This window comes from Sphingomonas sp. PEI4 (assembly GCF_056679955.1).
Window position 1 is genome coordinate 505,165 of the sequence record NZ_CM155258.1, and the last position, 26,013, is coordinate 531,177.

A 26,013-nucleotide genomic window follows, 5' to 3' on the forward strand; every position below is an offset into this window, starting at 1 on the left:
CAAAAGGCCGGAGTGTCGACTGTTCGCGAGCTTCGCCGGCGATGGGGGAGTGTAGGCGACCGTGCCAAACGCATATTATCGCCGAAATATCGTCCGTAAGACGATGGTCGGGGAGACAGGATTCGAACCTGCGACCCCCTGGTCCCAAACCAGGTGCGCTACCAGCCTGCGCCACTCCCCGACGGCGTTGCGGTTAGGCGTACCCGCCGGGATGTGCAAGCGTCATAACGTCACGAGAATGAATTTGCTGGGGATCAAATGCCTGCGCGTCCGTGCGTGCCTGGCATACGACGGTGCGAGGTTCCGATACGGACGCGTCTGTGGCACATCCTCGGCATGGGTGGGGCATCGACAGCAGCGACTTGGCTGCGCAACGGCGTATTCGGCATACTCGCAATGCTGTCCGGTAACGGATCGGCGATGGCGCAGGATGATCCGGGTTTTCAGTCTTACATGACGGTGCTGCGTCAGCAGGCGCTGGCCGAAGGCGTCAGCGTCCGGACGGCGGACGCTGTCTTTCCCGGCTTGACGCTCAACCCCCGCGTGATCGAGCTCGATCGCGGACAACCCGGCGCGACGAACACCAGCAGCGCGATCCCCGCCTTCGCACCGTATCGCAGCCAGCATGTCGATGCCGCGCGGATCGCGCGCGGGCGGCAGACGTATCTGGCGCAGCGTTCGCGGTTGCAGCGGATCGAGCAGACCACGGGTGTTCCCGAATCGATCATGGTCGCCATCTGGGGGCATGAGACCAATTACGGGAGCTACACCGGTAATTTCGACTTGCTCCGCTCGCTTGCAAGCCTTGCCTATGAGGGGCGCCGCCGATCGCTGTTCGCAGGCGAGTTCATCGCCGGGCTGAAAATGCTCGATCGTGGCGTGACGCGCGGGCAGCTGAAGGGCAGTTGGGCAGGGGCCACGGGTAATCCGCAGTTCCTGCCGTCGATCTACCTCCGGCTTGCGCGAGATGGGGACGGCGATGGCCGTGCCGATATCTGGAACAGCCCGGCCGACACGCTGGCTTCGATCGGGAATTATTTCACCGACGCCGGCTGGCGTGGCGGCCAACCCTGGGGGTTCGCGGTGGGTGTTCCCGCAGGGTTCGATCGGTCGCAGGTCCGCAACCGCCTCGTCTCGCCGCGCTGCCCCCGCGTATTCGAGCGGCATAGCGGCTGGCGGACGATCGCCGAATGGCGGGCACTTGGCATTACACCGCAGGGACGTAGCTGGCCGTCCGATACGGTCATGGCGACCTTGCTCGAACCCGACGGCCCCGGTGCGACCGCCTATCTGCTCACCAGCAACTACCGCGTGATCCTCGATTACAATTGCTCGAACTTCTACGCGCTCTCGGTCGGGTTGCTGGCCGATGCGGTCGAACGCTAGGGCCATAGTCCTGGCGTTCGCGCTAGCGGCCTGCAGCACTTCGCGCGAGAGCGTGGGCGCGGCGTTTCCGGTTGGCGGCGGCCTTTACGGTAGCTACAAGGATGCCGGGCTAGCCAGTTGGTATGGTGAGGAATTGTTAGGAAACCGGACTGCGTCCGGCGAGGCGTTCGACCCCGACGCGATGACCGCTGCACATCGAACGTTGCCGCTCGGGTCGTTCGTCGAGGTGACGTCGGTAGAGACTGGCCGGTCGATCCTGGTCCGTATCAACGACCGTGGGCCGGGCCGGCGGGACCGGATGATCGACCTTTCGCGCGCCGCGGCGCACCTGCTCGGCACCGATCGCCAGCAGATTGCAACGGTCCGCATCCGCGCGATTGTGCCGAATGCCCGAGACGCATCCCTGCTGCGCGCCGGAAAGGCCGTCGGCGTCCGATCGCCCACGTTCACGCAAGCGTACAGCGTAGACCATATGCCGGCTCGCAAGCCCGTGCCCGCGTTCGCAGCCGGGCGGCGCTACGTCCTTCAAGTTGCAACCTTCTCGAACGAGGCCCGCGCGGAGGCGTTGGCGAAGCGCCTCGATGCCGATGTCATCGAGCACGGCGGGCTGTACCGAGTCCGCATCGGCCCGTTCAAAGATGCCGCCAGCCTGCAACGCGTACGTGACGTGGTCGCCGAGCGCGGCTATGGCGATGCACAAGTCCTGCCTACGGATTGAGTTCCCTTTTGCTCACGGAATACCCCATGAAGAAGCTGATCGTCGCACCGCTCGTCGCCATCGCGCTGGCGCATCCGTCCATTGCCGCCGCGCCGCAGTTCCAGACCGCCGCGCCGATCGCGTACATGGAAGACCTGTCGTCGGGCGCCGTGCTGTTCGCGCGCGATGCGGATCGTCGCATGCCGCCAGCCTCGCTCGCGAAGATGATGACGGTCTATGTCGCGTTCGACATGGTCAAGAAGGGCGAGCTAAAGCTCGACCAGATGATGTCGGTGCGGCCAGAGACCTGGGCGAAATGGCACGGTCCGTCAGCGGGTTCGACGATGTTCCTGTCATCGGGTGAGAATGTCAGCGTCGCTAACCTCCTGTACGGGATCGTCACGCTGTCGGGCAACGACGCATGCATCGTGCTCGCGGAAGGTATTTCGGGGTCGGAGCAGGCGTTCACCGAGCGGATGAACCGCAAGGCCGCCGAGTTGGGCCTCAAGGACAGCCATTTCGGCACCGCGAACGGCTGGCCTGACAATGGCGTCACCTATGTCACCGCGCATGATCTCGCCAAGCTCGCCGCGGCGACGATCACCAACTACCCTGATCTCTACAAGCAATTCTATTCGAAGCGTGACTTCACCTGGGGCAAGACGATGGGCGGCAGCGCCATCACCCAGGCGAACCGCGACCCGATCCTCGGCCGCGTCGCTGGTGCGGATGGCCTCAAGACCGGGCACACCGAGGAGGCCGGCTACGGCTTCACCGGGTCCGCCGTGCAGAATGGTCGCCGCTTGGTCATGGTCGTCGCCGGTCTGACGAGTTCGGGACAGCGTGCCGAAGAATCCGTCCGCTTCATGGAATGGGGCTTTCGCGCGTGGCAGTCGAAGCCGATCGTCGCGAAGGGCAAGAAGGTCGAGACCGCCGCGGTCCAGCTTGGGGACTCATCGTCGGTCGGGCTGGTAGCGCCCAAGGCTCTGACCGTGACGCTGCCCGCCGGCACCTCGCCCAATCTCACCGCAAAGGTCGTGTATGACGGCCCGATCAAGGCACCGATCAAGGCCGGCCAGCACGTCGCCGATCTCGTCGTCACGACGTCCGACGGTCTCCAGCAGACCATGCCGCTGGTTGCCGAGAAGGACGTTGCGGTCGCAGGCTTCTTCGGTCGCGCATGGGCAGGGCTGACCGGCTTCTTCGGCTGATGACCCCGGCACCGACGACGTTTCAGGCATGACGCCAATCATCGGCAACACTGCCGCACAGGCTGCTTTCGTGGCAGCGATGCGTGGCAGTTCGTTGCATCATGCTTGGCTGATCACCGGGCCGCAGGGCGTCGGCAAGGCAAGCTTCGCGCGCGCCGCGGCGATGCGGATGCTGGCGGATGGAGCAGAGCCCGAGGGTGGATCGACCGGGCTGGAAGTTCCCGCGGGCAACAGGACCCGGTCGCTTATGGAGGCAGGCTCGCATCCCGACTTCCGCGTGCTCGCGCGGTTGCCGAAGGACCCCGACAAGCCCGACCAGGACCTCGCGCGCAGCATCACGATCGCGCAGGTGCGGACGCTGCAACCCTTGTTCGCGACCACGCCGTCGATGAGCCCGCGGCGCGTGGTCGTAATCGATGCGATCGACGATCTGGAGCGGGGCGGGGCGAATGCACTGCTCAAGAATCTCGAGGAGCCGCCAGCCGGGACGATCTTCCTGCTCGTCAGCCATGCGCCAGGACGGTTGCTGCCGACGATCCGCTCGCGGTGCCGGTTGCTTCGGTTCGAGGCGCTCACCGACGGCGAGGTCGCGACCGCGATCCGGACGTTGCAGCCCGACGCGGACGAAGGCGAGGTCGTGGCGCTGGTCCGTGCGAGCGATGGCGCGCCAGGACGAGCGCTCCGCTATGCCGGGCTCGATATCGCTGCGATCGACGATGCCATCGCCGCGATCGCACATGACGGCGACCGGGATAACGGCCGCCGGCTGAAGCTTGCGAAGGCGCTGGGGCTCAAGGCGGCGCAACCGCGTTACGAAGCGTTCCTCGACCGTGCGCCCGCCTTTATCGCCGACGCTGCACGGACCCGGTCAGGGGCGGCGCTGCGATCTGCGCTCGACGCTCATGCAGCCGCGCGCGAGCTCGCCGGCGCTGCGATAGGCCTGTCGCTCGATGCGCAGGCGACCGTGTTCGAGATGGGCGGTATCGTCGCGACATTACGCCAGTGATCGGGCCGCGCAGGCTTCACCTGATCGGGACGATGCTCTAGGAGCGCGGCATGGCCGACCCTTTCTATATCACCACCGCAATCCATTACCCCAACGGCCGCCCGCATATCGGCCATGCGTACGAGATGGTCGCCGCCGATGCGATCGCGCGTTTCCAGCGCCAGGCGGGGCGGGACGTGCTGTTCCAGACCGGCACCGACGAACACGGCCTCAAGATGGTCCAGGCCGCGCGTGACCGCGACATGCCCGTGCGCGAACTCGCGAATGAAATGTCGTCGTATTTCCATGAGATGGCGGACCGTCTTGGCATTTCGTATGATCGCTTCATCCGGACCGTTGACGAGGATCATTACGCCGCGAGCGCCGCGATATGGCAGGCGATGGCAGACGCGGGGGATCTGTACCTCGATCGCTACGAGGGCTGGTATTCGGTCCGTGACGAGGCGTTCTACGACGAATCCGAGCTGACCGGGGAGGGCGACGATCGCCGCTCGCCGCAGGGCACGCCGGTCGAATGGACCGCCGAGGAGACGTGGTTCTTCCGCCTGTCGAAATATCAGCAGCCATTGCTCGATCTCTTCGCCGCCAACCCCGATTTCATCCGTCCTGAGAGCCGCCGCAACGAAGTGATGCGGTTCGTCGAGGGCGGCCTGAAGGATCTGTCGGTCTCGCGGACCAGCTTCGACTGGGGCGTTCCGGTGCCGGGCAGCCCGGGGCACGTCATGTATGTCTGGGTCGATGCGCTCACCAATTATCTGACCGGAATCGGCTATCCCGACATGACCGGCGACAAGGCGAAATACTGGCCGGCCGATATCCATCTGATCGGCAAGGACATCGTCCGCTTCCATGCGGTCTATTGGCCCGCGTTCCTGCTCTCGGCGGGCATTCCGCTACCGAAGAGCGTGTTCGGCCACGGCTTCCTGCTGACCCGCGGCGAGAAGATGTCGAAGTCGGTCGGTAACGTCGTCGATCCGATGGCACTGGCGGATGCGTTCGGCGTCGATGCACTGCGCTATTTCTTTCTTCGCGAAGTCAGCTTCGGTCAGGACGGCAGTTACTCGCCCGAGGCGATCGTGATGCGCGTCAATGCCGAGCTGGCGAACAGCTTCGGCAACCTCGCGCAGCGGACCTTGTCGTTCATCGCCAAGAACTTGGGTGGTGAGTTTCCTACGGCGGGTACGGTCCAGGACGCTGACGGAATGCTGATCGAGGAGGTCGTCGTCGCCTGCGCCGGGTTCAAGTCGGGCTTCACCGATCTCGCTTTGTCGCAAGGGATCGAGGCCTGGATGCGCGGCGTGTTCGCGTGCAACCAGTATATCGACGCGCAGGCGCCCTGGGCGCTGCGCAAGACCGATCCCGAGCGCATGAACGCGGTGTTGGGCACGCTGGTTCGCGCGATCCGCATGCTCGCGATCGCGATCCTGCCGGTCGTGCCGGACTCCGCCGGGAAGGTGCTCGACCAGATCGGCGCGACCGAGCGCGACCACGCCGCGATCGACGACGATAGCTGGTACGATCGCATCGCGGCCTCCGACTTCCGGATCGCGCCCCCATCGCCCGTGTTTCCCCGTCTCGAAATTCCCGCGGAGGCCTGATGCTCGCCGACAGCCATTGCCACCTGAACTACAAGGGCCTCGTCGAGGACCAGCAGGCGGTGCTCGAACGCGCCCGTGCACGCGGCGTGACGGCGATGCTCAACATCTCGACGCGCGAAAGCGAATGGGACGATATCGTCGCCACCGCGGAACGCGAGCCGGACGTGTGGGCGACGATCGGCATCCATCCGAACGAGGCGGACGCGTATCCCGACGTCGATGCCGCCAAGCTGATCGAGCGCGCCCGGCATCCTCGCGTCGTCGGCCTTGGCGAGAGCGGTCTCGACTATTTTCGCGACACCTCCGATCGCGCGCGCCAGCAGGCCAGCTTTCGCGCTCACATCGCCGCGTCGCGCGAGACCGGACTGCCGATTGTGGTCCACACCCGCGATGCCGAGGACGATACCGCGGCGATTATGGCCGAGGAAATGGGGAAGGGGGCCTATCCCGGCGTCATCCACTGCTTCACGGCGAGTGGAGCTTTCGCCGACAAGGCGTTGGATATGGGCCTTTATATTTCGATTTCGGGAATCGTGACGTTCAAGAACGCACGTGACTTGCAGGAGACCGCCGCTCGAGTACCGATCGAACGGCTGCTAATCGAGACCGATGCGCCGTTCCTCGCGCCGGTTCCGCATCGCGGCAAGACCGGCGAACCCGGCTTCGTCGCGGATACCGCAGCGTTCCTCGCCAACTTGCGCGGCGAAAATGTCGAGGAACTGTCGCGCCGTACTGCCGAGAACTTTCACACGCTGTTCGCCAAGACGCAGGTGTCCGGGGCGGTTTCGTGAAGATCACGATCCTCGGCTCCGGCACATCCTCCGGCGTGCCGCGGATCGGCAACGACTGGGGCGAATGCGACCCGAACGAGCCGCGCAACCGGCGCACGCGTGTGTCCGCGCTGGTCGAGCATAACGGCACGCGGATACTGATCGACACCGGTCCCGACATGCGCGAGCAGTTGCTGGCAGCCGATATCGACCGGGTCGATGCGGTGATCTGGACACACGACCACGCCGATCACTGCCACGGCATCGACGACCTACGGCAACTCTTCCACGCGGCGGGAACGCCGGTCCTCGGCTATGCGCGCCCGTTCACACTGGCGGCGCTGGATGCGCGCTTCACCTACGCCTTTCACGGTCGCCCCGGCTATCCGCCGACGATCGCCGCCGAGGTCCTGCCGGACCGGCTGACGATCGGTGGGATCGATATTTGCGTGACCGACCAGCCACATGGCAGCATCCACGCCGCAGGCCTTCGGTTCGAAGCGGACGGCGTATCCATCGGATATGCAACCGATTTCAACGTGATGACGGACGACATGGTCAGCCTGTATCAGGATCTGGACATCTGGGTCGTCGACGCCCTCCGCCGACGTCCGCATCCGACACACATGGAATTGCCGGCCGTTCTGAACTGGGTAGAACGCCTGGCGCCGAAGCGGACCGCGCTGATCCATATGGATAACACGATGGATTACGCGACGCTGCGCCATGAACTCCCGGCCGGGGTCGAGCCGGGCTATGACGGGCTCGTCCTGACCGCATGACCGGAGACCGCGCAGCCCAGTTCGCGCTGTACGCGGTCATGCTGATCCTGCCGTTGTCCGCGCTGGTAGCGCGCCGGCTGCCGCTGAAGCCGGTGCTGAAGATGGCTCTGGCCTGGGTCGCGATCTTCGCCGCGGCTTTGCTGATCGCCAGCCAGCGGGACCGGCTGTCGGGACTGAAGACTTTGTTCGCGGACCAGCAGGTCAGCGGCACCGAAACGCGGATCCGCATGGCCGAGGACGGGCATTTCTGGGCCGATGTCGATATCGACGGCGTACGGCGGCGCATGCTGATCGACAGCGGCGCGACGACGACCGCGCTGTCGTCGGCCACGGCGAAGGCCGCCGGAGTCGATAACGGCGAAAGTCCGTTCCCGGTGATCATCGCGACCGCCAATGGCGATGTGTCGGCACGCACCGCGACGGTTAAGCGCGTGACAATCGGTACGATCACCACCACCGATCTTGGGATCGTCACGTCGCCGTCGTTCGGCGATACCGACGTCATTGGAATGAACTTCCTGTCTAAGCTGGGATCGTGGCGGGTCGAGAACGCCACGCTCATCCTGACTCCGATCAAGGGATAGACTTTACATAATGTATATTATCGATCTTGAGTTATCTATGGGTTTGCTCGCCATTAATGGGTGCCATCATGATTGAACGGCTCACCTCCATCATGGCGCGGTTACGTGATCCGCTCGACGGATGCGAATGGGACCGCGTTCAGACCTGGTCGACGATCGCGCCCTACACGATCGAGGAAGCGTATGAGGTCGCAGACGCGATTGCGCGCGATGACCCGGCGGATCTCAAGGATGAACTCGGCGACCTCCTGCTGCAAGTCGTGTTCCACAGCCGCATCGCCGAAGAGTCCGGCGCGTTTACCTTGGCCGATGTCATCACCGCGATCAGCAACAAGATGGAACGCCGCCATCCGCACATCTTCGGCGATGCCGCGACCTCGCCGGGTTGGGAAACGATCAAAGCCACCGAGCGTGCAGAGAAGTCCGATCCGAGCGCTCTCGCGGGCGTTGCGATCGGCCTGCCCGCCTTGGCTCGCGCGGAGAAACTGCAGAAGCGGGCGGCACGTGTCGGGTTCGACTGGCCCGATGCGGCGGGCCCCCTCGATAAGGTAATTGAGGAAATCGAAGAGGTCCGCGAGGCGGGTTCGGATACCGTAGCAGAAGAGATCGGCGACCTGTTGTTCGCCGTAACCAATTGGGCGCGACATCTCGAAGTCGATCCCGAAGCCGCACTCAGGGCCGGTAACGCCAAATTCGAAGCGCGTTTCCGTGCGATCGAGGCCGATGGCGGCGACGCATTTGCCGCCATGACACTCGATCGAAAGGAAGCCCTATGGCAGGCGGTCAAACGTCGCGGCGGCTGAACCTGTCGTAATCGGTCTCGGACAGCCGGACATCATAGGTCGTATCAAGTTCGTCACTTTCGCTGCCGAGAACTTCGCCGTGAGCATGCAGCCACGCGGCACCGGCCCCGTCACTGGCCTCGATCGTGATCCTGTAGCGCCGGTGGGCGCCGGTTAGTTTCGCAGCAACCTGTTCGATGAGGTGCTGCACCCCTTCCCCACTCAGTGCGGAGATCGCGACGACGTCGTCGCGGTGTGCCGCCTGCGCTGCAATCTCCTCATGCGCATCGGCATCGAGCAGATCGAGCTTGTTCCAAACCTCGAACCGCGGCGTGTTCTCGTCCACGCCGATCTCGGCCAGCACGGTTTCGACGTCCGTCCGCTGCGCCTCGGTATCGGGATGCGCGATATCACGGATGTGGACGAGCAGATCGGCGGACACGACCTCCTCCAGCGTCGCCTTGAATGCGGCAACCAGTTGCGTCGGCAGATCCGAGACGAACCCGACCGTATCGGACAGGATCGCCTTGTCGATGCCGGGCAACTGGATCTGCCGCAACGTCGGATCGAGCGTCGCGAACAGCAGATCCTCGGCCATCACGTCGGCACCGGTCAGCCGGTTGAACAGCGTCGACTTGCCCGCGTTGGTGTAGCCCACCAAGGCAATCACCGGCCACGGTGCGCGCTGGCGCCGTTCACGATGCAGGCCACGGGTCCGACTGACCTGCTCAAGTTCACGTTTCAGACGCGCCATCCGATCGCGGATCAAGCGACGATCCGCCTCGATCTGGGTTTCACCAGGACCTCCAAGGAAGCCGAAGCCGCCACGCTGGCGTTCGAGATGGGTCCAACTCCGCACCAGCCGACCGGCCTGGTAATCCAGATGCGCCAATTCGACCTGAAGACGCCCCTCGGCGGTCGCGGCGCGTTCGCCGAAGATTTCGAGAATGAGACCGGTGCGATCGATGACCTTGGTTTCGAGCGCTTTTTCCAGATTGCGCTGCTGGATAGGTGTGAGGCTCGCGTCGAAAACAACGAGCCCCGCGTCTTCCATGCGCACCTGGGTCGCAAGCAGTTCGACCTGCCCGCTCCCGATCAGCGTCGCAGGCTTGGCCTGTCGCACACGGTAGGCGATCCGTTCGACCACCTCCACGCCAATCGCCGCGGCGAGACCGGCGGTCTCTTCCATACGCGCATCGACATCGCGCGTCGCATCGCCTTGATCGGGAAGCACGACGATCGCGCGCGCGCCGCGCGTGAATTCGTCCCGGTCGCGTTCGAAACCACTACTCAATCGTCATCCTCCGTTTCATCCGTGTCGGTAGGTTCTTCGGCAAGGTTCAGCGGGCGCGCCGGCTGGATCGTCGAGACTGCGTGCTTGTAGACGAGCTGTGCCATGCCTTCGCGCTGGAGCAGCATGCAGAACAGGTCGAAGCCCGCTATCTGGCCCTGCAGCATGACGCCGTTGATCAGGAACATCGTCACGCTGTCTTCAGATTTCCGCACCGCGTTGAGGAATATGTCCTGCAACAACGGATGCTTCTTCTGGTTTTCTCCCACTGCGTCGACGATTGCCGACACATCCATGGGCCCAGCAGGCATGATCGTCGAGATCGCATGCTTGTAGATCAGCTGCGACTGGCCATCGCGGCGAAGCAGGACGGAAAAATTATCGAACCATGTGACGATGCCTTGGAGCTTGACGCCCTTGACGAGGAACATGGTGACGGGCGTCTTGGAACGCCGGAGTGCGTTCAGGAAGAGATCCTGAAGCGAGCCTGGTTTTTCGGCCAATGGGATAACCCTTTGTTTTTGGCGGGACTTTGCCCGCAAGGCGCCGTTTCCCGGCGTCGGAGATGCACCCGATCGCCGGGCGCAGGTACTGATCTATGATCGCCATTCGGTTATATCCAGAGGGCGGCCAAATTGCGGCGCTATTCGTCGCGTGTTTCGGTGATACCAAGCAGCTTCAACTTCCGATGAAGCGCCGAACGCTCCATACCGATAAAGCTCGCGGTGCGTGAGATATTGCCGGAAAACCGTCGAATTTGGACACGGAGATATTCGCGCTCGAACGTCTCGCGTGCCTCGCGCAACGGCGAGCCCATGATCGCAGTCGATCCGGCAGAACCGATATCCCCCTGGTCGCCCAGCACTTCGGCCGGTAGCAGATCGAGATCGATCCGGCCGATCCGATCGCCGGGTGCGAGGATAATCGTACGCTCGACGACGTTGCGAAGCTGGCGGACATTTCCCGGCCAATCGTAGGATTGCAGCGCAACCATCGCATCCGCCGCGATTTCCGGTGTCGGCACGCGACGTTCGGAGGCGTAATGCGCGATGAAATGCTGGACCAGCGCAGGAATGTCCTCGCGTCGGTCGGATAGCGGCGGGATGGTCACCGGTACGACGTTGAGGCGGTAATACAGGTCCTCGCGGAACCTGCCTTCGGCAATTTCAAAGACAAGATCGCGCGCGGTGGCGGAGACGACGCGGACGTCGACCTTTACCACCCGTGTACCGCCGACACGCGTAAAGCTCTGGTCGGTCAGCGCACGCAGGATCCGGGCCTGCGTCGTGATCGGCATGTCGGCGATTTCGTCGAGAAACAACGTGCCGCCATGCGCCTGCTCGAACAGGCCTGGACGGACGAGATCGCCCGCCTCCTCGACACCGAACAGTTCCTCGTCCACCCGTTCCGGCGTCATCCGTGCCGCGCTGACGACGATGAACGGCGCATCGGTCCGCAGGCTCCAGCCGTGTAGCAGACGCGCCGCGACCTCCTTGCCGACCCCTGCCCCACCCATGATGAGCACGCGGCTGCCCGTCGCGGCGACCCGCTTGAGCGTCGCGCGCACGCCGTTGATGGAGCCCGAACTGCCAGTGAGATCAGTCTCGCGACCGACAGTAGCGCGTAACGTCGCCACTTCGCGACGAAGCCGCTCGGTCTCGGTCGCGCGGGCAACCATGAGCAGCAGGCGCTCGGCTTCGAACGGCTTTTCGATAAAGTCGGACGCCCCGCGTCGGATCGCGGCGACGGCCGTATCCAGATTGCCGTGCCCGGATATCACCAGCACCGGGATCGACGGATCGCGCCGCTTGATCTCATCAAGCAGTTCAAGCCCGTCCAGGCGTGAACCCTGGAGCCAGACATCGAGTAACACCAGCGACGGGCGACGCGCGGAAATCGCCTCCAGCGCGGAATCACTGTCGCCAGCGTCACGCGTATCATAGCCTTCGTCCTCCAGGACGCCGGCGACGAGTTCACGGATGTCACGTTCGTCGTCTACGACGAGAATATCGAGCGCCATTAATTCATGTCCGGTTGTGGGTCATCGTGTGGAGTTGGCCCGCCCCCGCCAACTCGGGTACCGATGCCCCTTGGTCGAGCGCAGCCAGCGCCTTGGCGTCGAAGATCATCGTGACGAGCGTGCCACCCCCGGGCCGATCGGAAAAGCCGATCGTTCCGCAATGCTCCTCAATGATCTTCTTGACGATGGCAAGCCCGAGGCCAGTGCCTCGTGCCCGCGTCGTCACGTACGGTTCGACGATCCGGTCGCGATCCGCGGGCAGGCCGATACCCGTATCTGCGACAGCGATCTCCACCGAATTTTCCCTTTCGGTCAATGTCATCGTCACACTGCCACCCGGTTCGCCCCGTGTCTCAATGGCTTCCACTGCGTTCTTGACGATGTTCGTGAGCGCCTGACCGATCTGGCGGCGATCACAGACGAGCGTCAGCCCCGGATCGTCCTGGACGAGATGAAAACCAATACCCGGATGCGCGACCTCATGCAGGAACAGGGCCTGCCGCGCCGCATCGACCAGCGATTCTTCGCGGAAGACGGGCTTGGGCATGCGGGCGAACGAGGAGAACTCGTCGACCATCCGACGAAGATCACCGACCTGGCGGATGATCGTATCGGTCAGTCGCGAGAACGTGCCGTCCTGCATCTCGATCTTGCCACCGTAGCGCCGTTGCAGGCGTTCCGCCGCCAACTGGATCGGGGTCAACGGATTCTTGATCTCATGCGCAATCCGGCGCGCGACGTCGGACCAGGCCGCGCGGCGCTGATCGAGCAACTGCTGCGTGATGTCGTCGAAGGTCAGGATCGGGCCAGTCGCCGGGCGGGCAATACGCACAGCGAGCGTACGCACGTCACCCGCCTGCCCTACCTCGACGATGGCCTCGCGGTCCCCGCTGTCGAGCATCGCGTCGAGTTCGGGCGCAACGTCGACAAGCTTGCGCCCGACGAGGTTGCCGCTGCCGACGCCGGTACCGAGCAATCCCGATGCGGACTCATTGGTGATCGTGATGGTACGGTCGCGGCCCGTCGCGATGACGCCGGCCGATACGCCCGCCATCACGGCCTCGATCAGCGCACGGCGGTTTTCAAGCTGGCCGTTTGCAGTGACGAGTTCGGTGTTCTGTTCCTCAAGACGGCCGGTCATCTGGTTGAACGCCCTCGCAAGCGTGCCGACCTCATCTCGGCTACGGGGGTCAGGCACGCGTGCGGTGAGATCGCCCCCCTCGACCCGTCGGGCCGCGGCGACGAGCTCGCCGACCGGACGCACCAGGCGATCTGCCACCGCAAGCGCGATCCACACGGCAATGCCGACGATCAGCAGCGAGATCAGCAGAAGCGCCGCGTTGAACGTCAATTGCAGTCGACGCGACCGTGCAAGCAGCGACCGATAACTCTTCAGAACCTCGTTCGCGCGGACCGTCTGACCGGACAGCAGCTTGGTATCCTCGACACGCCCGGCGTACAGGAACAGCTCGTCAGATCCCGGCAGCATGGTGATCGTCTGGATACGCTCTCCGGTTACCGTAACGACGGCGGTCTTGCCCGCGCGCAGCTCGGCGATCGCAGCGGGCGTCACCTGCCGCGCGAAGTCGATTTCGTACGGATTGACGATCGCGAAGGTCTGGATGTCGCCCTGCGGCGTAACCTTGAACAACGCGCCTTCCGACAGGCTGCGATAATAGACCTGTTGCAGGAAAAAGCCCGAGAAGTCGGGGCCCTGGAGCGATTTCTCCCGCAGATAGCCCGACATGTCCGCGGCCATCGTCACGGTCGCTTCCTGCCACCGGTTCAACTGGCGCGCATAGGAGGATTGCGCGAGCGCCGTTGCGTTTTCGAGCATCCCGCGAGCCTGGTCGGAATACCAGAACTGCACCCCGTACTGGAACAGCAACGATGCGAAGATCGTCACCAGCAGCATCGGCACCGCGGCGACGATCGAGAACAGCGCGACTAGCCTGACGTGCAGCCGGCCTCCGCCGCCGACGGGTGATCGTGCTGCACGACGCATCGCCACGCGCCGTCCGAGCAGCATCAGCAACGCGATCCCCGGAACGAGATTGGCGACGAGGAGGAGCGCGACCAGCGGGGGGGCGAGCAGGCGCTGCGGTGCGTCGGTGCCGGCAATGATGAAATAGCTTGCAACCGCAGTGGCGATGGCGACCGCCAGAACCAGCAGCTCGACGGCGGGCGTCACCGCGAACCGATGCGCGGGTCCGTCTTCGTCCATAGGTAGCGTCGCGGAAGCGATCATCGTTGCTTCGGTACAACGTCAACCGTTGCCTTGAAACCACATAATGCGTGTTTCAGCGTGAGCCTGCGTCATTAGGACGGGTCTCGACGACTTTGATGCCGAGCGTATCGAGACGCTTGCGCAGCGTGTTCCGATTAATCCCCATCGCGCGCGCAGCGCGGAGTTGGTTCTGGCCATGACGTGCGAGCATCGTCTCGATCAGCGGACGTTCGACCTCACCGATAATCCGGTCATACAGCGTGCCGTCATCCAGCGCGGCAGGGTTCTCGCGCGCGATCCGCTCAATCAACGCGCGAACGGCGTGCGCGATATCGATGTCGACGGCCGTATCCATCGCCGCCGGCGTGCCGATCATCGCCCGGATCGCATCCGCGCCAATCACCTCGTCGCGCGAAAGAACAGCCAGCCGGCGCATCAGATTTTCGAGCTCGCGGACGTTGCCAGGCCAGTCATGCGCGCCGAGCGCGATCATCGCGTCACTCGCGAGTTGACGCCGTGGAAGCCCCTGGGCTGCCGCATGATCGAGGAAATGGCGCGCGAGCAACGCGACATCCTGACGGCGTTCGCGCAATGGCGGCAGGACGATCGGCACCACATTGAGACGGTAGAACAGGTCTTCGCGGAACTGCCCGGTGGCGACCTGCGCCGCAAGATCGCGGTTGGTCGCGGCGACGATGCGGACGTCGACACGAATCGTGCGGGCACCGCCCACGCTGGTGAACTCGCCCGATTGCAGGACGCGGAGAAGACGGGTCTGCGCCTCCATCGGCATGTCGCCGATCTCGTCGAGGAACAACGTGCCACCTGAGGCCTGCTCGAATCGACCGGCGTTGCGGGCCGCCGCACCGGTAAAAGCGCCGCGCTCATGCCCGAACAGTTCGGCCTCGATCAGTTCACGCGGGATCGCCGCCATGTTGATCGCGACGAACGGCGCCGCGCCGCGAGGGCCCAGATCGTGGATCGCTCGCGCGACGAGTTCCTTGCCGGTGCCCGATTCGCCCGAGATCAGCACGGTCAGGTCGTTCGAGACGACGCGTGCGATGATCCGGTACACGTCCTGCATCGCCGCCGAGCGCCCGATAAGCGGCAGCGCGCGATCCGCGTCATGCAGCGCGTCCTCCGACACCACCCCGCCCCGCGCGAGTGCACCGGCAACCGCGCGAACCAGCACGTCGAGGTCGAACGGCTTCGGGAGGTATTCATAGGCGCCGACTTCTGCGGCGCGGACCGCAGTGGTCAGCGTGTTCTGTGCGGAAAGGACGATGATCGGCAGCAGCGGAAAGCGCGCGGCGACGCTGCGGACGTGGTCGATGCCGTCGCCGTCCGGGAGGATGACATCGGTGATGAGGACATCCGGGAGCGAGGCTGTCAGCGCGCGTTCGAGTTGCGCCAGGCTGTCGGCGGCGGTGACGTCATGACCCGCCCGGCGAAGCGCCTGCGCGACGACGGTCCGGATCGCGGCGTCGTCGTCTACGACCAGGACGGTGCTCACGATGCGGCCCTTGGCAGCAACAGGCGAAGGACGGTCATCTCGGGATTTCCTTCGCGGGCGTATTGGACGATCCCGCCCATGTCGCGCGTGAGCTTGTCGACAAGTGCAAGGCCGAGCCCCTGCCCTTCTCGGCGGCCCGACACGAACGGATCGAACAGGTGATCGGCGATGTCTGCGGGGGCGCCGGGACCATTGTCGAAGATGCAGATTTCGATCGGCAGTGGCAGGCGCGGTTTGCCCGGCGCCGAGCTGACGGTGATGCCATGGCGGTAAGCGGTCGTCATGACGATCCAGGGTTCGCGTTCGTTTCGAACGGCTTCGCGCGCGTTCTTGAGCAGATTTATAATGATCTGGAGAAGCGCGTCGCGGTTGATCTGCGCCGGCGGGAGCGATGGGTCGAAGCGTTCCTCGATAGCGATACCGCGTGCGAACCCGGCCAGCGCAAGCCGGCGGGCATGACCGAGCAGCGGATAGATGTTCTCGCTGGCAAGCGGCAAAGGCCGCGTGTCGCTGAAATCCTGCATCCGGTCGATCAGCGCAGCGATGCGGTCGACCTCCGTCACGATCAGCGTGGTGAGTTCGCCCGCGCCCAGCAATTGCGCCGCGCCCCGGATACCCGAAAGGGGGTTCTTGATCTCGTGCGCGAGCATCGCGGCGGCGCCCACCGCGGCCCTTGCTCCTGCCGCGCGGTCCGCAGAGTGACCGAGGAGCCGCGAGGTCGCCGCCGCGTGCAACGTGATCGCGCGCCAGCCCGGATAATCGGCGATCTGCGTCTCGGCGAAATCGACGCGAATCTTCACGCCGCGTGCGGTCGATATCTCGGTGTCATATACCGCCAGCCCGTGACCATCGCGGTTGCGCGGATCGTCGGGTGGCGGGATGATCGCGTCGAGCGGCTGGCCGATCATCAGCCGCTCGGACAAATTCAGCAATTGCTCGGCGAGCGCATTGGCATGCGCGACGCGGTGGTCTGGATCGACGACGACGACCGCGACCGGGAGCGCGGCGAACAGCTCCGCAAAGCCCGGCCGCGCGTGCGATGGCCCAAGGACCTGGGTATCAGGCCGCTGCAAGATCGCGCCAGGGAGCGTAGAACTCGGCGAGCATCGACTTGACCTGCTTGGGATCAGGGACCTGGTTCACCTTGTTGCGGAATTCAGCCGATCCGGGCAGCCCCTTGGTGTACCAGCCGATATGCTTGCGCGCCATGTTGACGCCGGTCTCGATCCCGTAATGTTCGAGCATCGCCTCGTAATGGCCTGCGATCGCGTCATATTGTTCGGTAATCGACGGGTCCTCGATGCGCCGGCCGCTGGCGAACCACTCCATGACCTGACCGAGCACCCACGGACGGCCATAGCTACCGCGACCGATCATCAGCCCATCGGCACCGGACTGGTCCATCGCCGCCTCGGCGTCCTCGATCGTGCAGATGTCCCCGTTGACGATCACCGGCACGCTCACCGCGTCCTTGACCTTCCGGACGAAGCCCCAGTCGGCATTGCCCTTGTACATCTGGTTGCGCGTGCGGCCGTGAACGGTGATCAGCTTGACGCCAAGGTCCTCGGCAATCCGGGCGAGGTCGGGCGCGTTGAGGCTGTCGTGGCACCAGCCCATTCGCATTTTCAGCGTCACCGGCACGTTGACGGCTTTGACCGTCGCGTCGATGATCGCACTGGCGAGCTTGGTGTCGCGCATCAACGCCGAGCCCGCGTCGCCGTTGACGACTTTCCGCACCGGGCAGCCCATGTTGATATCGATGATCGCGGCGCCGCGATCCTGGCTGAGCTTGGCGGCCTCGCCCATCTCGTACGGGGTGCAGCCGATCAACTGCATCGACACCGGTTCCTCGAGCCGATCCCACGCCGCCTTCTGCAACGACTGGCGCGTCTCGCGGATCGCCGCCTGGCTCGCGACCATCTCGGTGACGTTGAGGCCCGAGCCATAGCGTCGCACCAGCGTGCGGAACGGCATGTCGGTGACGCCGGTCATCGGCGCGAGCACGACAGGGCTTTCGATCCGGACGGAACCGATCTGGATAGGGGACAAGTTACGCATGGATGTGCCTGAAAAAGAGGCATCGCCCTACCCTGTCCGGCGGTTTTTCGCAAGACTGGCGAGCGCGGGGGGGAACCGCTAGGTCGCGAGGATGACACAGGGACACCGTATCGCCGCGATCATCGTCGCCGCCGGAACCGGCGTGCGCGCTGGAGGATCGGTTCCCAAGCAATATGTTCGGATCGGCGGACTACCCATGATCGCGTATTCCTATGACGCGTTTGCCGCACACCCGGCGATTGCCGAGACGATCGTCGTGGTAGCCGAAGGACAGCAGAGCATGGCGGTCGACGCACTGGGGCGCGATGTGACGATCGTCGTCGGTGGTGCCACCCGGCGCGAGTCGGTCGCGAACGGGGTCGCGGCGGTCGGCGATGCGACGCACATTCTGATCCACGACGCTGCCCGTCCCTTCCTTTCCGCCGCCGTCATCGATTCGCTGGTTGCCGCCTTGAAGACCGGGGACGCAGCTATTCCCGTTCTCCCGGTGACCGATACGCTCGCGCGCGGTGATGATCTGCTCGGCGACATCGTGCCTCGCGCGGACCTCTACCGGGTACAGACTCCCCAGGCATTTGCCGCGGAAGCCTTGCGTGCCGCGCATGCCGCCTGGCCCGCGGACGAAGACGCCACCGACGACGCGCAAATGGTGCGGCGACTTGGCGTCGGCGTCGCGTTGGTGCAGGGCTCGGCGATGCTCGAGAAAGTCACGCACCCAGAAGATTTCGCGGCCGCCGAAGCGCGTGTCGCGTATGAGACCCGCACCGCGATGGGCTTCGACGTCCACCGGCTCGAAACTGGCGAGGAACTCTGGCTCGGCGGCGTCCTGATCCCGCACGACAAGGGCCTTTCGGGGCATAGCGACGCCGACGTCGCGCTCCACGCGCTGACCGACGCGCTGCTCGGCACGATCGCGGCAGGCGATATCGGGGCGCACTTCCCGCCGAGCGATCCGCAGTGGAAGGGCGCCGACTCCGCACAGTTCCTCCAGCATGCAGCGAAGCTGATCGCCGACAAGCGGGGACGGATCGATTTCGTCGACCTGACGATCATGTGCGAGGCACCCAAGATCGGTCCGCACCGTGCGGCGATGACCGCACGGATCGCCGACCTGCTCGGGCTTACGCTCGATAGGGTCAGCGTCAAGGCGACCACGACCGAACGCCTCGGCTTCACCGGCCGCGGCGAAGGTATTGCAGCGCAGGCGGTTGCAACCGTCCGCGTGCCAGGATCGCCCTCGTGAAGATTGCGGCAACGCTAGCCGGGATCGCGCTCCTCGCCAGCCCGGCAGTCGCGCAACCGCGCTGCATTACCGGGCCCGAGGCTGAATCGCTGACGCTCGTCGCGATGCCGGACATCCTGCGCGAGACCGGTCGTGTCTGCGCGGCCCAGCTACCCGCCGCCAGCCTGATACGGCGACAGTCGAGTGCACTGATCGATCGGTATCAGATCGAGTCCGACCGCGCCTGGCCGTCCGCTCGCGCGGCGATCGTCAAGCTCAGCGATCCTGCCGTGGACGCGATGCTCGATTCGGAGTTTGCGCGACCACTGCTGACGACGTTGCTCGTGCCTCAGATCGTCGGTCGGATCGCGACGCGTGATTGCGGGACGATCGATCGGATGTTGACGCTGCTTCAACCCTTGCCGCCCCGCAACACCGCTGCCATCGTTGTGGAGACGTTGCGGTACCTCAAATCTCAGAAGCCGCGCGGCGGTGATATCGCCGCGGTGGCGATGCTGCTGTGCCCGGTGGAGACACGCTGATGGATACGATCCTTCCCGCCGAACTGGTCGACGCCGCGCGCAAAGTGGTCGAGCAGAACCGCGCGATCGGCCGCAGGGTCGCGGTTGCAGAAAGTTGCACCGGCGGCCTCGTCGCCGCTGCGTTGACGGAGATCCCCGGCTCATCGGACGTGTTCGAGGTCGGCTTCGTCACCTATTCCAACGCCGCGAAGCTCGGCGTGCTGAAGATCAGTTCGGATGTGCTCGAAACTTTCGGCGCGGTGTCGATCGCGGTCGCCTGGAGCATGGCGCAGGCGGCATTGAAACAATCCGGCGCCGACATCGCCGTCGCGATCACCGGCGTCGCTGGCCCCGGTGGCGGATCGCTCAAGAAGCCGGTCGGCACCGTGGTGTTCGGCCGCGCGGAAAAGGGTCGCGACCCGTCCGACGTCCACGCCGATCGCAAGGACTTCGGCGATCTCGGCAGGGGTGGAATCCGGCTTCAGGCCGCGTTGTGCGCGCTCGAACTCTTGCTGCCGGACGCATCGGCCCCATAAAGTTCTGCAGCGCGGGTCTCGAACGCGCCGATCATCTTCCGTAGCGCGGCACCGAACACCTGGCCTGCGATCATCTCGAACATCCGGTTCTTGAAGGCGAAGTCTACCGTGAAATCGACCGCGCAGCCCTGTGGCTCAGGCCGGAAATGCCATTCGTTGCGCAGATATTTCAGCGGACCATCGACATAATCGACGTTGAGTTCGCTCGGCCGGACCTTCTGCACGCGCGACGTGAACGTCTCGCGCAGGCCCTTGAAGCCGACGATCATGTCGGCGAGCGTTTCCGTCTCGCTGTTCGAGCGTACCCGCATCGCGCTGACCCAGGGCAGGAACTCGGCATAGCGGCCGACATCGGCGACCAGGTCGAACATCTGCTCAGGCGTATAGGGCAAATGGCGCGTTTCCGAATGCTTCGGCATCAGATGCGCGCGACGCCCAGCTTGGCATCCCGGTTCGCACGCAACCGTTCGAAATCGTCGCCCGCGTGATAGCTCGACCGGGTCAGCGGCGACGATGCGACCAGCAGGAAGCCCTTCGCGCGCGCGATCGAGGCATAGGCATCGAACGCCTTGGGCGGCACGAACTCGGCGACCTTCGCATGGCGCGGCGTCGGCTGGAGATACTGGCCCATCGTCAGGAAATCGATGTCGGCACAGCGCATGTCGTCCATCACCTGGTGGATCTCCAGTCGCTCCTCGCCTAGCCCGAGCATCACGCCGGACTTGGTGAAGATCGACGGATCGTGCTTCTTTACGCTCTCAAGCAGCCGCAGCGATGCATAGTAGCGCGCGCCGGGGCGGATTGTCGGGTAGAGCCGCGGGACGGTTTCGAGATTGTGGTTGTAGACGTCGGGCCGCGCCTCGACGATCGACTCGATCGCGGCTTGCGCCTTGTTACGGAAGTCTGGAGTCAGGATCTCGATCGTCGTCGTCGGGTTCGACGCACGGATCGCCTGGATCACCTTGACGAACTGCGACGCGCCGCCGTCCGGAAGATCGTCGCGATCGACCGAGGTGATGACGATGTGGTTGAGACCCATCTGCGCCGCCGCATCGGCGACGTTCTGCGGCTCCATCCGATCGACCGCGCGCGGCATGCCAGTCTTCACGTTGCAGAACGCGCAAGCCCGCGTGCAGGTGTCGCCAAGGATCATGACGGTCGCGTGCTTCTTCGACCAGCACTCGCCGATGTTCGGGCATGCAGCCTCTTCGCACACCGTGGTCAGGCTTTTCGATCGCATCAGTTCGCGCGTTTTGGCGAAACCGGCGGAGGTCGGCGCCTTGACGCGGATCCAGTCGGGCTTGCGCGCGCGCGGTATGGCGATCGGGGTCATCTCGTTCATGAGCGCGAGATAGCGATCCCTGCTACCCGAGACAACATACATGCGGTTACGTGGGCGATATCATCGGTTTGTTCATTGACCGATTGCGGGTGATCGTGCCGCACATCGCCACGGCGGGGCTCCGGTTGCCCGGAACCCCGAACGCACGCATGATTACAGCCCGAGAATTACAGGCCGAGAGCCTTGTTCGCGACTTTGACGACGGCGGGATCCATTGGCGGCGGGGTCATCGAGACGCCGGCTTCGAGGCGGTCGGCAATCAGCGTCAAGGCCGCAATCCGAGCCGCTTTCTTGTCGTTGCCGTCGATCACCGTCCACGGCGCGGCCGCGGTGTCCGTACGCGCGAACATTTCGGCCATCGCTTCGAGATAGTCTTTGCGCCGCGACCGGTTGTGGAAATCGTCGAGCCCTGTCTTCCAATGCTTCCAAGGATCGTTGAGCCGCGCCTTCAATCGCCGGTCCTGCTCTTTCTGCGTGGTGTGAATGAACAGCTTGATCAGCGTCGTGCCGCTCTCGACCTGCTGCGCCTCGAACGCGTTGATCTCGTCATAGCCGCGCTGCCATTCGGATTCGCTCGCAAACCCCTCGACGCGCTCGACGAGTACACGGCCGTACCAGCTACGATCGAAGACCGCGACATTGCCGTCGGCCGGCAGGCGTTTCCAGAAGCGCCAAAGGAAATGGCGCGCCTGTTCTTCCCGGGTCGGTGCGGCGATCGGCCATACTTCGTAGTTGCGTGGATCCCATTCGGCAGAGAGCCGCTGGATGATACCGCCCTTCCCCGCCGCGTCCCAGCCCTCGAACATCACAATCGCGCGCTTGCCCGCGACGATGTGCGCGACCTGGATATGTTCGAGGCGCTCCTGAAGTGTAGCGAGGTCGTGCTTGTACTTGCCATCATACTCGTCGCCGGCTTCGTGGTCGGCCAGATGTATCGTCATGCATTGCGCTCCGTAGCTGTCGGAATCTGAACGTCCCAAGGCCCGCGTCGACGCAGGACCAACCCATAATAGGCGATCGAGAGCAGGATTTCGGCTGCGGTCATGATCAGGCCGGGACGTCCTTCCTCCAAATCCAACCAATTCGTCCAGCAGACATAGCCGAGCGCGAGCAGCGTCACGACCGGGGCAAGCGGATAGAGCGGCATCTGGTACGGCGCGTGGGCGGTCTTGCCGGTTCGCCTGCCGACCATCGCCGCGACGCAGATGCCGGCATAGATCGCGACGAGGCCGGTGCCGCTGAGGACCAGCAGCAACCGGAGTGGGAGGAAGCACGCGACGATCCCGAACCCGCCGACGAGCAGCGTACCTATCCAGGGCGAGCCGAACTTCGGATGGACCTGCACCATCCACTGATCGAGCGGGCGGCCCCAGGATCCGTCGCGCGCAGTGCCGTAGAAGAACCGCGCGCAGGCGAGGATGCAGGCGATCACCGCGTTGACGATCGCGACGACCACGCCGACCGAGATCCAGTCCGCCATTGTCGAGCCGCTGCGCAAGGCGACCAGCAGGCCGAACGGGTCGTCCGCAGTAAGGGTGGCGTGGAGATCGGGGGCGCCGACCAGGACCGCGACGATCGGCAGGCCTTCGAAGAGGAGCGTCAGCGCGAGCGACGCCATGATCGCGCGCGCGATCAACCGGGGGGCGTCGAGCATTTCCTCGCCGAAATACACCGCTGCGCCGTACCCGTTGAGCGCGAAGATCGCGATCGAGGTGGCAAGGCCGATCGAGGCGGCGGATGCGGGGACGAGCGCACCGGCTTGCGGCATGACCGGATGGAGCAACAGGTCGCCGACCGGGCGGACGGTGTCGGCGAACCCGAGCCAGACGACGGCGACGATCGCGATGACCTCGACCAGCAGGAAGAGACCGGTGAGCCAGGCGTTGACCCGGATCTGGAGGATCGCGACCAAGGTCGATCCTGCGACGACCGCGATCGCTATGGGGATTTGGGAGTCCGGGGATGAGCGTGCCGAGCACCGCGCTGACGCCGAGCCCTGCGACCGGCGGGAAGAGCAGGTTGTTGAAGACGTTGACGCCGAGCATGACGAAGCCTGCCATCGGTCCGAGCGTCTGCTGGACTGCGACATACTCGCCGCCTGCGACCGGCCATGCCGAGGAGAGTTCGGCGTAGACGAAGGCGGTGGCGACGCAGACGAGGCCGGCGATGAGCGTTGCCCAGACTGCGCCGGTGCCGGCGACCTGGAGCATGCCGGGGACGATGACGAACACCGATGACGCGGGGGTTGCGACCGAGAGGGTGAGGAACAGGACGCCCGTGACGCCTAGGCTGCGGACGAGGGTGGGCGGTGCGGCCGGTGTCATCTGATCTTCGAGCATGCCAACCCCTTACCCTCCACGCGTATTTGCATGGTTGAGGGGGTGGGGAAAGCGGTGGGGGATAACGTCTATCCCTCTCCCATCGGGGAGAGGGAGGGGCCCGGCCGCCCTTGCGGGTGGGAGGGTGAGGGCACGCGCTCGTGTCCCAACGTGCCCTCACCCTCGCTCGCTTCGCGAGCTGCCCTCTCCCCGGCGGGGAGAGGGCCTTAGGCCATCACCCCGCGTTCGGCGCGACGACCTTGGCCGGATCCTTGGGGCCATCCACCGTCAACCGGATGTTGAGTTCCTTCAGCTGCTTGGCACTGACCGGGCTCGGCGCGCCCATCATCAGGTCTTCGGCCTTCTGGTTCATCGGGAACAGCACGACCTCGCGGATGTTCGGTTCGCCCGCGAGCAGCATCACCATCCGGTCGATCCCCGGCGCCGAACCACCATGCGGCGGCGCGCCGACCTTGAACGCGTTGATCATGCCCGCGAAGTTCGTGTCGACATCGGCCTGCGTGTAGCCGGCGATCTCGAACGCCTTGTACATGATCTCGGGACGGTGGTTCCGGATCGCGCCCGACGACAGCTCGACGCCGTTGCAGACGATGTCGTACTGGTACGCCAAGATATCGAGCGGATCCTTGTTCTCCAGCGCGTCCATCTCGCCCTGCGGCATCGAGAACGGGTTGTGGCTGAAGTCGACCTTCTTCGCGTCCTCGTCATATTCGAACATCGGGAAGTCGACGATCCAGCAGAATTCGAAGCGGTTCTCGTCGATGAGCCCCAAGTCTGCACCGATCCGCGCACGCGCCGCCCCGGCGAGCTTGGAGGCGGGCAGTTCCTTGCCGGCGGCGAAGAAGATGCCGTCGTTCGGGCCTAGGCCCATCTCGGCGATCAGCTTCCGGGTGGCTTCCTCGCCGTGGTTCTTGGCGATCGGGCCGCCGAGTTCGCCGTTCTTCTGCGTGATGTAGCCGAGCCCGGCATGACCCTCGGCGCGCGCCCAGTCGTTCATGTCGGTGAAGAATTTGCGGCTCTTGTCGGCGGTGTTCGGTGCGGGGATCGCGCGGACCACGTCACCGCCTGCGACGATTCCGGCGAACAGGCCGAAGCCCGAATCAACGAAGTGATGGCCGACGTCGTGGATCAGGATCGGGTTGCGCAGGTCGGGCTTGTCGCTGCCGTATTTGAGCATCGATTCGCGGTACGGGATGCGCTTGAACGGGAGGGCGGAGACCTGGCGACCCTTTCCCTGCCAATCGGCGAACTCCTCGAACACGCCGTGGAGGACGGGCTCGATCGCGGCGAACACGTCGTCCTGCGTGACGAAGCTCATCTCGAAATCGAGCTGGTAGAATTCGCCAGGGCTACGATCGGCGCGCGCATCCTCGTCGCGGAAGCAGGGCGCGATTTGGAAATAGCGATCGAAGCCGGCGACCATCAGCAGCTGCTTGAACATCTGCGGTGCCTGCGGGAGAGCGTAGAACTTGCCCGGATGGACGCGGCTCGGCACCAGATAATCGCGCGCACCCTCGGGCGACGACGCGGTCAGGATCGGCGTCTGGAATTCGGTGAAGCCTTGCGAATTCATGCGGTTGCGCAGCGATGTTATCACCTGGCTGCGAAGCATGATGTTGGCGTGGAGCCGCTCGCGACGCAGATCGAGGTAGCGATAGCGCAGGCGGATGTCCTCGGGATATTCGGCCTCGCCCGCGACTGGCATCGGCAGTTCGCCGGCCATCGACTGGACGGTCGCGGCGGTTGCCCGAATCTCGATACCGCCGGTCGGGAGGTTCGGGTTGACGGCTTCGGGCGCTCGTGCGGTGACCTTGCCGGTGATCGTGACGACGCTTTCGCTCTTCAGGCCTTCGATGACCTTGAAGACAGGGCCCGACACGTCGGTGACGATCTGCGTGATGCCGTAGTGATCGCGCAGATCGATAAAGACGAGGTCGCCGTGATCGCGCTTCTTGTGGACCCAGCCGGAGACGCGGACCTCTTCGCCGACCTGTTCGGGGCGGAGGGCGGCGCAGTTGTGGGTGCGATAGGCGTGCATGATGGGTCTTCTCGAGTCTACGTCATCCGGGCGAAAGCTGGGATCTCGTGCGGCAAGGGTGCGCCCTGCGACGGGAGATCCCAGCTTTCG

At 64.6% G+C, this 26,013-nt stretch carries 25 protein-coding genes, 1 tRNA gene and 1 pseudogene; 13 read left to right on the forward strand and 14 right to left on the reverse strand.

Annotated features, from left to right (window positions below):
- Nucleotides 1-104 precede the first annotated feature (104 nt).
- Nucleotides 105-181 (reverse strand) — tRNA-Pro (locus AC1MLZ_RS02160).
- A gap of 215 nt (nucleotides 182-396) precedes the next feature.
- Between AC1MLZ_RS02160 and AC1MLZ_RS02165 the strand changes: the two genes are divergently transcribed.
- The 9 genes from AC1MLZ_RS02165 (at nucleotide 397) to mazG (ending at nucleotide 8,837) form a co-directional block, all read left to right on the forward strand.
- Complete coding sequence (locus AC1MLZ_RS02165; protein WP_480961448.1) at nucleotides 397-1,386, forward strand: lytic murein transglycosylase; 990 nt, start codon at nucleotides 397-399, stop codon at nucleotides 1,384-1,386.
- A gap of 52 nt (nucleotides 1,387-1,438) precedes the next feature.
- Entirely contained in the window at nucleotides 1,439-2,104 is a 666-nt protein-coding gene (locus tag AC1MLZ_RS02170) for a septal ring lytic transglycosylase RlpA family protein (RefSeq protein ID WP_480960240.1), read from the forward strand.
- A gap of 26 nt (nucleotides 2,105-2,130) precedes the next feature.
- Entirely contained in the window at nucleotides 2,131-3,294 is a 1,164-nt protein-coding gene (locus AC1MLZ_RS02175) for a D-alanyl-D-alanine carboxypeptidase family protein (RefSeq protein ID WP_480960241.1), read from the forward strand.
- Between the two features lie 28 nt (nucleotides 3,295-3,322).
- Nucleotides 3,323-4,300: an AAA family ATPase gene (locus AC1MLZ_RS02180; RefSeq protein WP_480960242.1), complete on the forward strand. Its 978-nt coding sequence runs from the start codon at nucleotides 3,323-3,325 to the stop codon at nucleotides 4,298-4,300.
- Between the two features lie 50 nt (nucleotides 4,301-4,350).
- Entirely contained in the window at nucleotides 4,351-5,898 is a 1,548-nt protein-coding gene (metG, locus tag AC1MLZ_RS02185; protein WP_480960243.1) for a methionine--tRNA ligase, read from the forward strand.
- The gene (locus tag AC1MLZ_RS02190) at nucleotides 5,898-6,689 is read left to right on the forward strand and encodes a TatD family hydrolase (RefSeq protein ID WP_480960244.1); all 792 of its coding nucleotides are present in this window, start codon (nucleotides 5,898-5,900) and stop codon (nucleotides 6,687-6,689) included. The genes metG and AC1MLZ_RS02190 overlap by 1 nt, the downstream gene beginning before the upstream one ends.
- Nucleotides 6,686-7,450, forward strand: a complete 765-nt coding sequence (locus tag AC1MLZ_RS02195; protein ID WP_480960245.1) for an MBL fold metallo-hydrolase — start codon at nucleotides 6,686-6,688, stop codon at nucleotides 7,448-7,450. The genes AC1MLZ_RS02190 and AC1MLZ_RS02195 overlap by 4 nt, the downstream gene beginning before the upstream one ends.
- Nucleotides 7,447-8,034, forward strand: coding sequence for a retropepsin-like aspartic protease family protein (locus tag AC1MLZ_RS02200; protein ID WP_480960246.1), 588 nt, complete (start codon nucleotides 7,447-7,449; stop codon nucleotides 8,032-8,034). The genes AC1MLZ_RS02195 and AC1MLZ_RS02200 overlap by 4 nt, the downstream gene beginning before the upstream one ends.
- Before the next feature lie 68 nt (nucleotides 8,035-8,102).
- Complete coding sequence (gene mazG / locus AC1MLZ_RS02205) at nucleotides 8,103-8,837, forward strand: nucleoside triphosphate pyrophosphohydrolase (RefSeq protein ID WP_480960247.1); 735 nt, start codon at nucleotides 8,103-8,105, stop codon at nucleotides 8,835-8,837.
- Here the strand turns inward: mazG and hflX are convergent.
- From hflX to dusB, 7 genes are all read right to left on the reverse strand, one after another.
- Nucleotides 8,818-10,110: a GTPase HflX gene (hflX, locus tag AC1MLZ_RS02210; protein WP_480960248.1), complete on the reverse strand. Its 1,293-nt coding sequence runs from the start codon at nucleotides 10,108-10,110 to the stop codon at nucleotides 8,818-8,820. The genes mazG and hflX overlap by 20 nt on opposite strands.
- Nucleotides 10,107-10,610: an RNA chaperone Hfq gene (gene hfq, locus AC1MLZ_RS02215; RefSeq protein ID WP_480960249.1), complete on the reverse strand. Its 504-nt coding sequence runs from the start codon at nucleotides 10,608-10,610 to the stop codon at nucleotides 10,107-10,109. Before hfq ends, hflX begins: the two co-directional genes overlap by 4 nt.
- Nucleotides 10,611-10,750: 140 nt before the next feature.
- Nucleotides 10,751-12,127 carry a nitrogen assimilation response regulator NtrX gene (ntrX, locus tag AC1MLZ_RS02220; RefSeq protein ID WP_480960250.1) on the reverse strand — a complete coding sequence of 459 codons (1,377 nt, stop codon included), beginning with the start codon at nucleotides 12,125-12,127 and terminating at the stop codon, nucleotides 10,751-10,753.
- Nucleotides 12,128-12,131: 4 nt separating this feature from the next.
- Nucleotides 12,132-14,375 (reverse strand): sensor histidine kinase, encoded by a 2,244-nt coding sequence (locus tag AC1MLZ_RS02225; protein WP_480960251.1) that lies wholly within the window; start codon nucleotides 14,373-14,375, stop codon nucleotides 12,132-12,134.
- A 52-nt stretch (nucleotides 14,376-14,427) separates the two neighbouring features.
- A complete protein-coding gene (ntrC, locus tag AC1MLZ_RS02230) occupies nucleotides 14,428-15,867 on the reverse strand; it encodes a nitrogen regulation protein NR(I) (protein ID WP_480960252.1) in 1,440 nt (479 codons plus the stop codon).
- Nucleotides 15,864-16,940 (reverse strand): two-component system sensor histidine kinase NtrB, encoded by a 1,077-nt coding sequence (locus tag AC1MLZ_RS02235; RefSeq protein ID WP_480960253.1) that lies wholly within the window; start codon nucleotides 16,938-16,940, stop codon nucleotides 15,864-15,866. Before AC1MLZ_RS02235 ends, ntrC begins: the two co-directional genes overlap by 4 nt.
- A complete protein-coding gene (gene dusB, locus AC1MLZ_RS02240) occupies nucleotides 16,927-17,925 on the reverse strand; it encodes a tRNA dihydrouridine synthase DusB (RefSeq protein WP_480960254.1) in 999 nt (332 codons plus the stop codon). Before dusB ends, AC1MLZ_RS02235 begins: the two co-directional genes overlap by 14 nt.
- Nucleotides 17,926-18,016: 91 nt before the next feature.
- Between dusB and AC1MLZ_RS02245 the strand changes: the two genes are divergently transcribed.
- Genes AC1MLZ_RS02245 through AC1MLZ_RS02255 form a run of 3 tightly spaced genes read left to right on the forward strand, consistent with a single transcriptional unit; the run spans nucleotide 18,017 to nucleotide 20,204 of the window.
- The gene (locus tag AC1MLZ_RS02245; RefSeq protein ID WP_480960255.1) at nucleotides 18,017-19,168 is read left to right on the forward strand and encodes a bifunctional 2-C-methyl-D-erythritol 4-phosphate cytidylyltransferase/2-C-methyl-D-erythritol 2,4-cyclodiphosphate synthase; all 1,152 of its coding nucleotides are present in this window, start codon (nucleotides 18,017-18,019) and stop codon (nucleotides 19,166-19,168) included.
- Nucleotides 19,165-19,689 carry a hypothetical protein gene (locus AC1MLZ_RS02250; protein ID WP_480960256.1) on the forward strand — a complete coding sequence of 175 codons (525 nt, stop codon included), beginning with the start codon at nucleotides 19,165-19,167 and terminating at the stop codon, nucleotides 19,687-19,689. Before AC1MLZ_RS02245 ends, AC1MLZ_RS02250 begins: the two co-directional genes overlap by 4 nt.
- Nucleotides 19,689-20,204 carry a CinA family protein gene (locus AC1MLZ_RS02255; protein ID WP_056048893.1) on the forward strand — a complete coding sequence of 172 codons (516 nt, stop codon included), beginning with the start codon at nucleotides 19,689-19,691 and terminating at the stop codon, nucleotides 20,202-20,204. The genes AC1MLZ_RS02250 and AC1MLZ_RS02255 overlap by 1 nt, the downstream gene beginning before the upstream one ends.
- On the opposite strand, the gene AC1MLZ_RS02260 is transcribed toward AC1MLZ_RS02255, so the two are convergent.
- The 4 genes from AC1MLZ_RS02260 to AC1MLZ_RS02275 form a co-directional block, all read right to left on the reverse strand.
- Nucleotides 20,150-20,623 carry a type II toxin-antitoxin system RatA family toxin gene (locus AC1MLZ_RS02260; RefSeq protein ID WP_132896343.1) on the reverse strand — a complete coding sequence of 158 codons (474 nt, stop codon included), beginning with the start codon at nucleotides 20,621-20,623 and terminating at the stop codon, nucleotides 20,150-20,152. The two genes, AC1MLZ_RS02255 and AC1MLZ_RS02260, sit on opposite strands and share 55 nt — an antisense overlap.
- Nucleotides 20,623-21,546: a lipoyl synthase gene (lipA, locus tag AC1MLZ_RS02265; RefSeq protein ID WP_480960257.1), complete on the reverse strand. Its 924-nt coding sequence runs from the start codon at nucleotides 21,544-21,546 to the stop codon at nucleotides 20,623-20,625. The genes AC1MLZ_RS02260 and lipA overlap by 1 nt, the downstream gene beginning before the upstream one ends.
- Before the next feature lie 167 nt (nucleotides 21,547-21,713).
- Nucleotides 21,714-22,487, reverse strand: a complete 774-nt coding sequence (locus AC1MLZ_RS02270) for a polyphosphate kinase 2 family protein (protein ID WP_480961449.1) — start codon at nucleotides 22,485-22,487, stop codon at nucleotides 21,714-21,716.
- On the reverse strand, nucleotides 22,484-23,458 hold the full coding sequence (locus AC1MLZ_RS02275) for an APC family permease (RefSeq protein ID WP_480960258.1): 975 nt from the start codon (nucleotides 23,456-23,458) through the stop codon (nucleotides 22,484-22,486). The genes AC1MLZ_RS02270 and AC1MLZ_RS02275 overlap by 4 nt, the downstream gene beginning before the upstream one ends.
- A gap of 50 nt (nucleotides 23,459-23,508) precedes the next feature.
- Here AC1MLZ_RS02275 and AC1MLZ_RS02280 point away from each other — a divergent pair, with 50 nt between their 5' ends.
- Nucleotides 23,509-23,679, forward strand: a complete 171-nt coding sequence (locus tag AC1MLZ_RS02280; protein ID WP_480960259.1) for a hypothetical protein — start codon at nucleotides 23,509-23,511, stop codon at nucleotides 23,677-23,679.
- Here AC1MLZ_RS02280 and AC1MLZ_RS02285 read toward each other — a convergent pair.
- A pseudogene (locus tag AC1MLZ_RS02285) lies at nucleotides 23,607-23,885 on the reverse strand (amino acid permease); the annotation flags it as partial. The gene AC1MLZ_RS02280 and the pseudogene AC1MLZ_RS02285 overlap by 73 nt on opposite strands.
- Before the next feature lie 214 nt (nucleotides 23,886-24,099).
- The gene (gene aspS / locus AC1MLZ_RS02290) at nucleotides 24,100-25,923 is read right to left on the reverse strand and encodes an aspartate--tRNA ligase (protein ID WP_480960260.1); all 1,824 of its coding nucleotides are present in this window, start codon (nucleotides 25,921-25,923) and stop codon (nucleotides 24,100-24,102) included.
- Between the last annotated feature and the right edge of the window lie 90 nt (nucleotides 25,924-26,013).

Excerpts from the sequence above, each read along its gene's own strand:
- AC1MLZ_RS02270 (WP_480961449.1), bottom strand. The coding sequence starts at position 22,487 with ATGACGATACATCTGGCCGACCACGAAGCCGGCGACGAGTATGATGGC.
- aspS (WP_480960260.1), bottom strand. The coding sequence starts at position 25,923 with ATGCACGCCTATCGCACCCACAACTGCGCCGCCCTCCGCCCCGAACAG.
- AC1MLZ_RS02255 (WP_056048893.1), top strand. The coding sequence starts at position 19,689 with ATGGATACGATCCTTCCCGCCGAACTGGTCGACGCCGCGCGCAAAGTG.
- AC1MLZ_RS02200 (WP_480960246.1), top strand. The coding sequence starts at position 7,447 with ATGACCGGAGACCGCGCAGCCCAGTTCGCGCTGTACGCGGTCATGCTG.
- mazG (WP_480960247.1), top strand. The coding sequence starts at position 8,103 with ATGATTGAACGGCTCACCTCCATCATGGCGCGGTTACGTGATCCGCTC.
- lipA (WP_480960257.1), bottom strand. The coding sequence starts at position 21,546 with ATGAACGAGATGACCCCGATCGCCATACCGCGCGCGCGCAAGCCCGAC.
- AC1MLZ_RS02225 (WP_480960251.1), bottom strand. The coding sequence starts at position 14,375 with ATGATCGCTTCCGCGACGCTACCTATGGACGAAGACGGACCCGCGCAT.
- dusB (WP_480960254.1), bottom strand. The coding sequence starts at position 17,925 with ATGCGTAACTTGTCCCCTATCCAGATCGGTTCCGTCCGGATCGAAAGC.
- AC1MLZ_RS02260 (WP_132896343.1), bottom strand. The coding sequence starts at position 20,623 with ATGCCGAAGCATTCGGAAACGCGCCATTTGCCCTATACGCCTGAGCAG.
- AC1MLZ_RS02180 (WP_480960242.1), top strand. The coding sequence starts at position 3,323 with ATGACGCCAATCATCGGCAACACTGCCGCACAGGCTGCTTTCGTGGCA.
- metG (WP_480960243.1), top strand. The coding sequence starts at position 4,351 with ATGGCCGACCCTTTCTATATCACCACCGCAATCCATTACCCCAACGGC.
- AC1MLZ_RS02175 (WP_480960241.1), top strand. The coding sequence starts at position 2,131 with ATGAAGAAGCTGATCGTCGCACCGCTCGTCGCCATCGCGCTGGCGCAT.
- AC1MLZ_RS02245 (WP_480960255.1), top strand. The coding sequence starts at position 18,017 with ATGACACAGGGACACCGTATCGCCGCGATCATCGTCGCCGCCGGAACC.
- ntrX (WP_480960250.1), bottom strand. The coding sequence starts at position 12,127 with ATGGCGCTCGATATTCTCGTCGTAGACGACGAACGTGACATCCGTGAA.
- AC1MLZ_RS02165 (WP_480961448.1), top strand. The coding sequence starts at position 397 with ATGCTGTCCGGTAACGGATCGGCGATGGCGCAGGATGATCCGGGTTTT.
- AC1MLZ_RS02280 (WP_480960259.1), top strand. The coding sequence starts at position 23,509 with ATGAGCGTGCCGAGCACCGCGCTGACGCCGAGCCCTGCGACCGGCGGG.
- AC1MLZ_RS02190 (WP_480960244.1), top strand. The coding sequence starts at position 5,898 with ATGCTCGCCGACAGCCATTGCCACCTGAACTACAAGGGCCTCGTCGAG.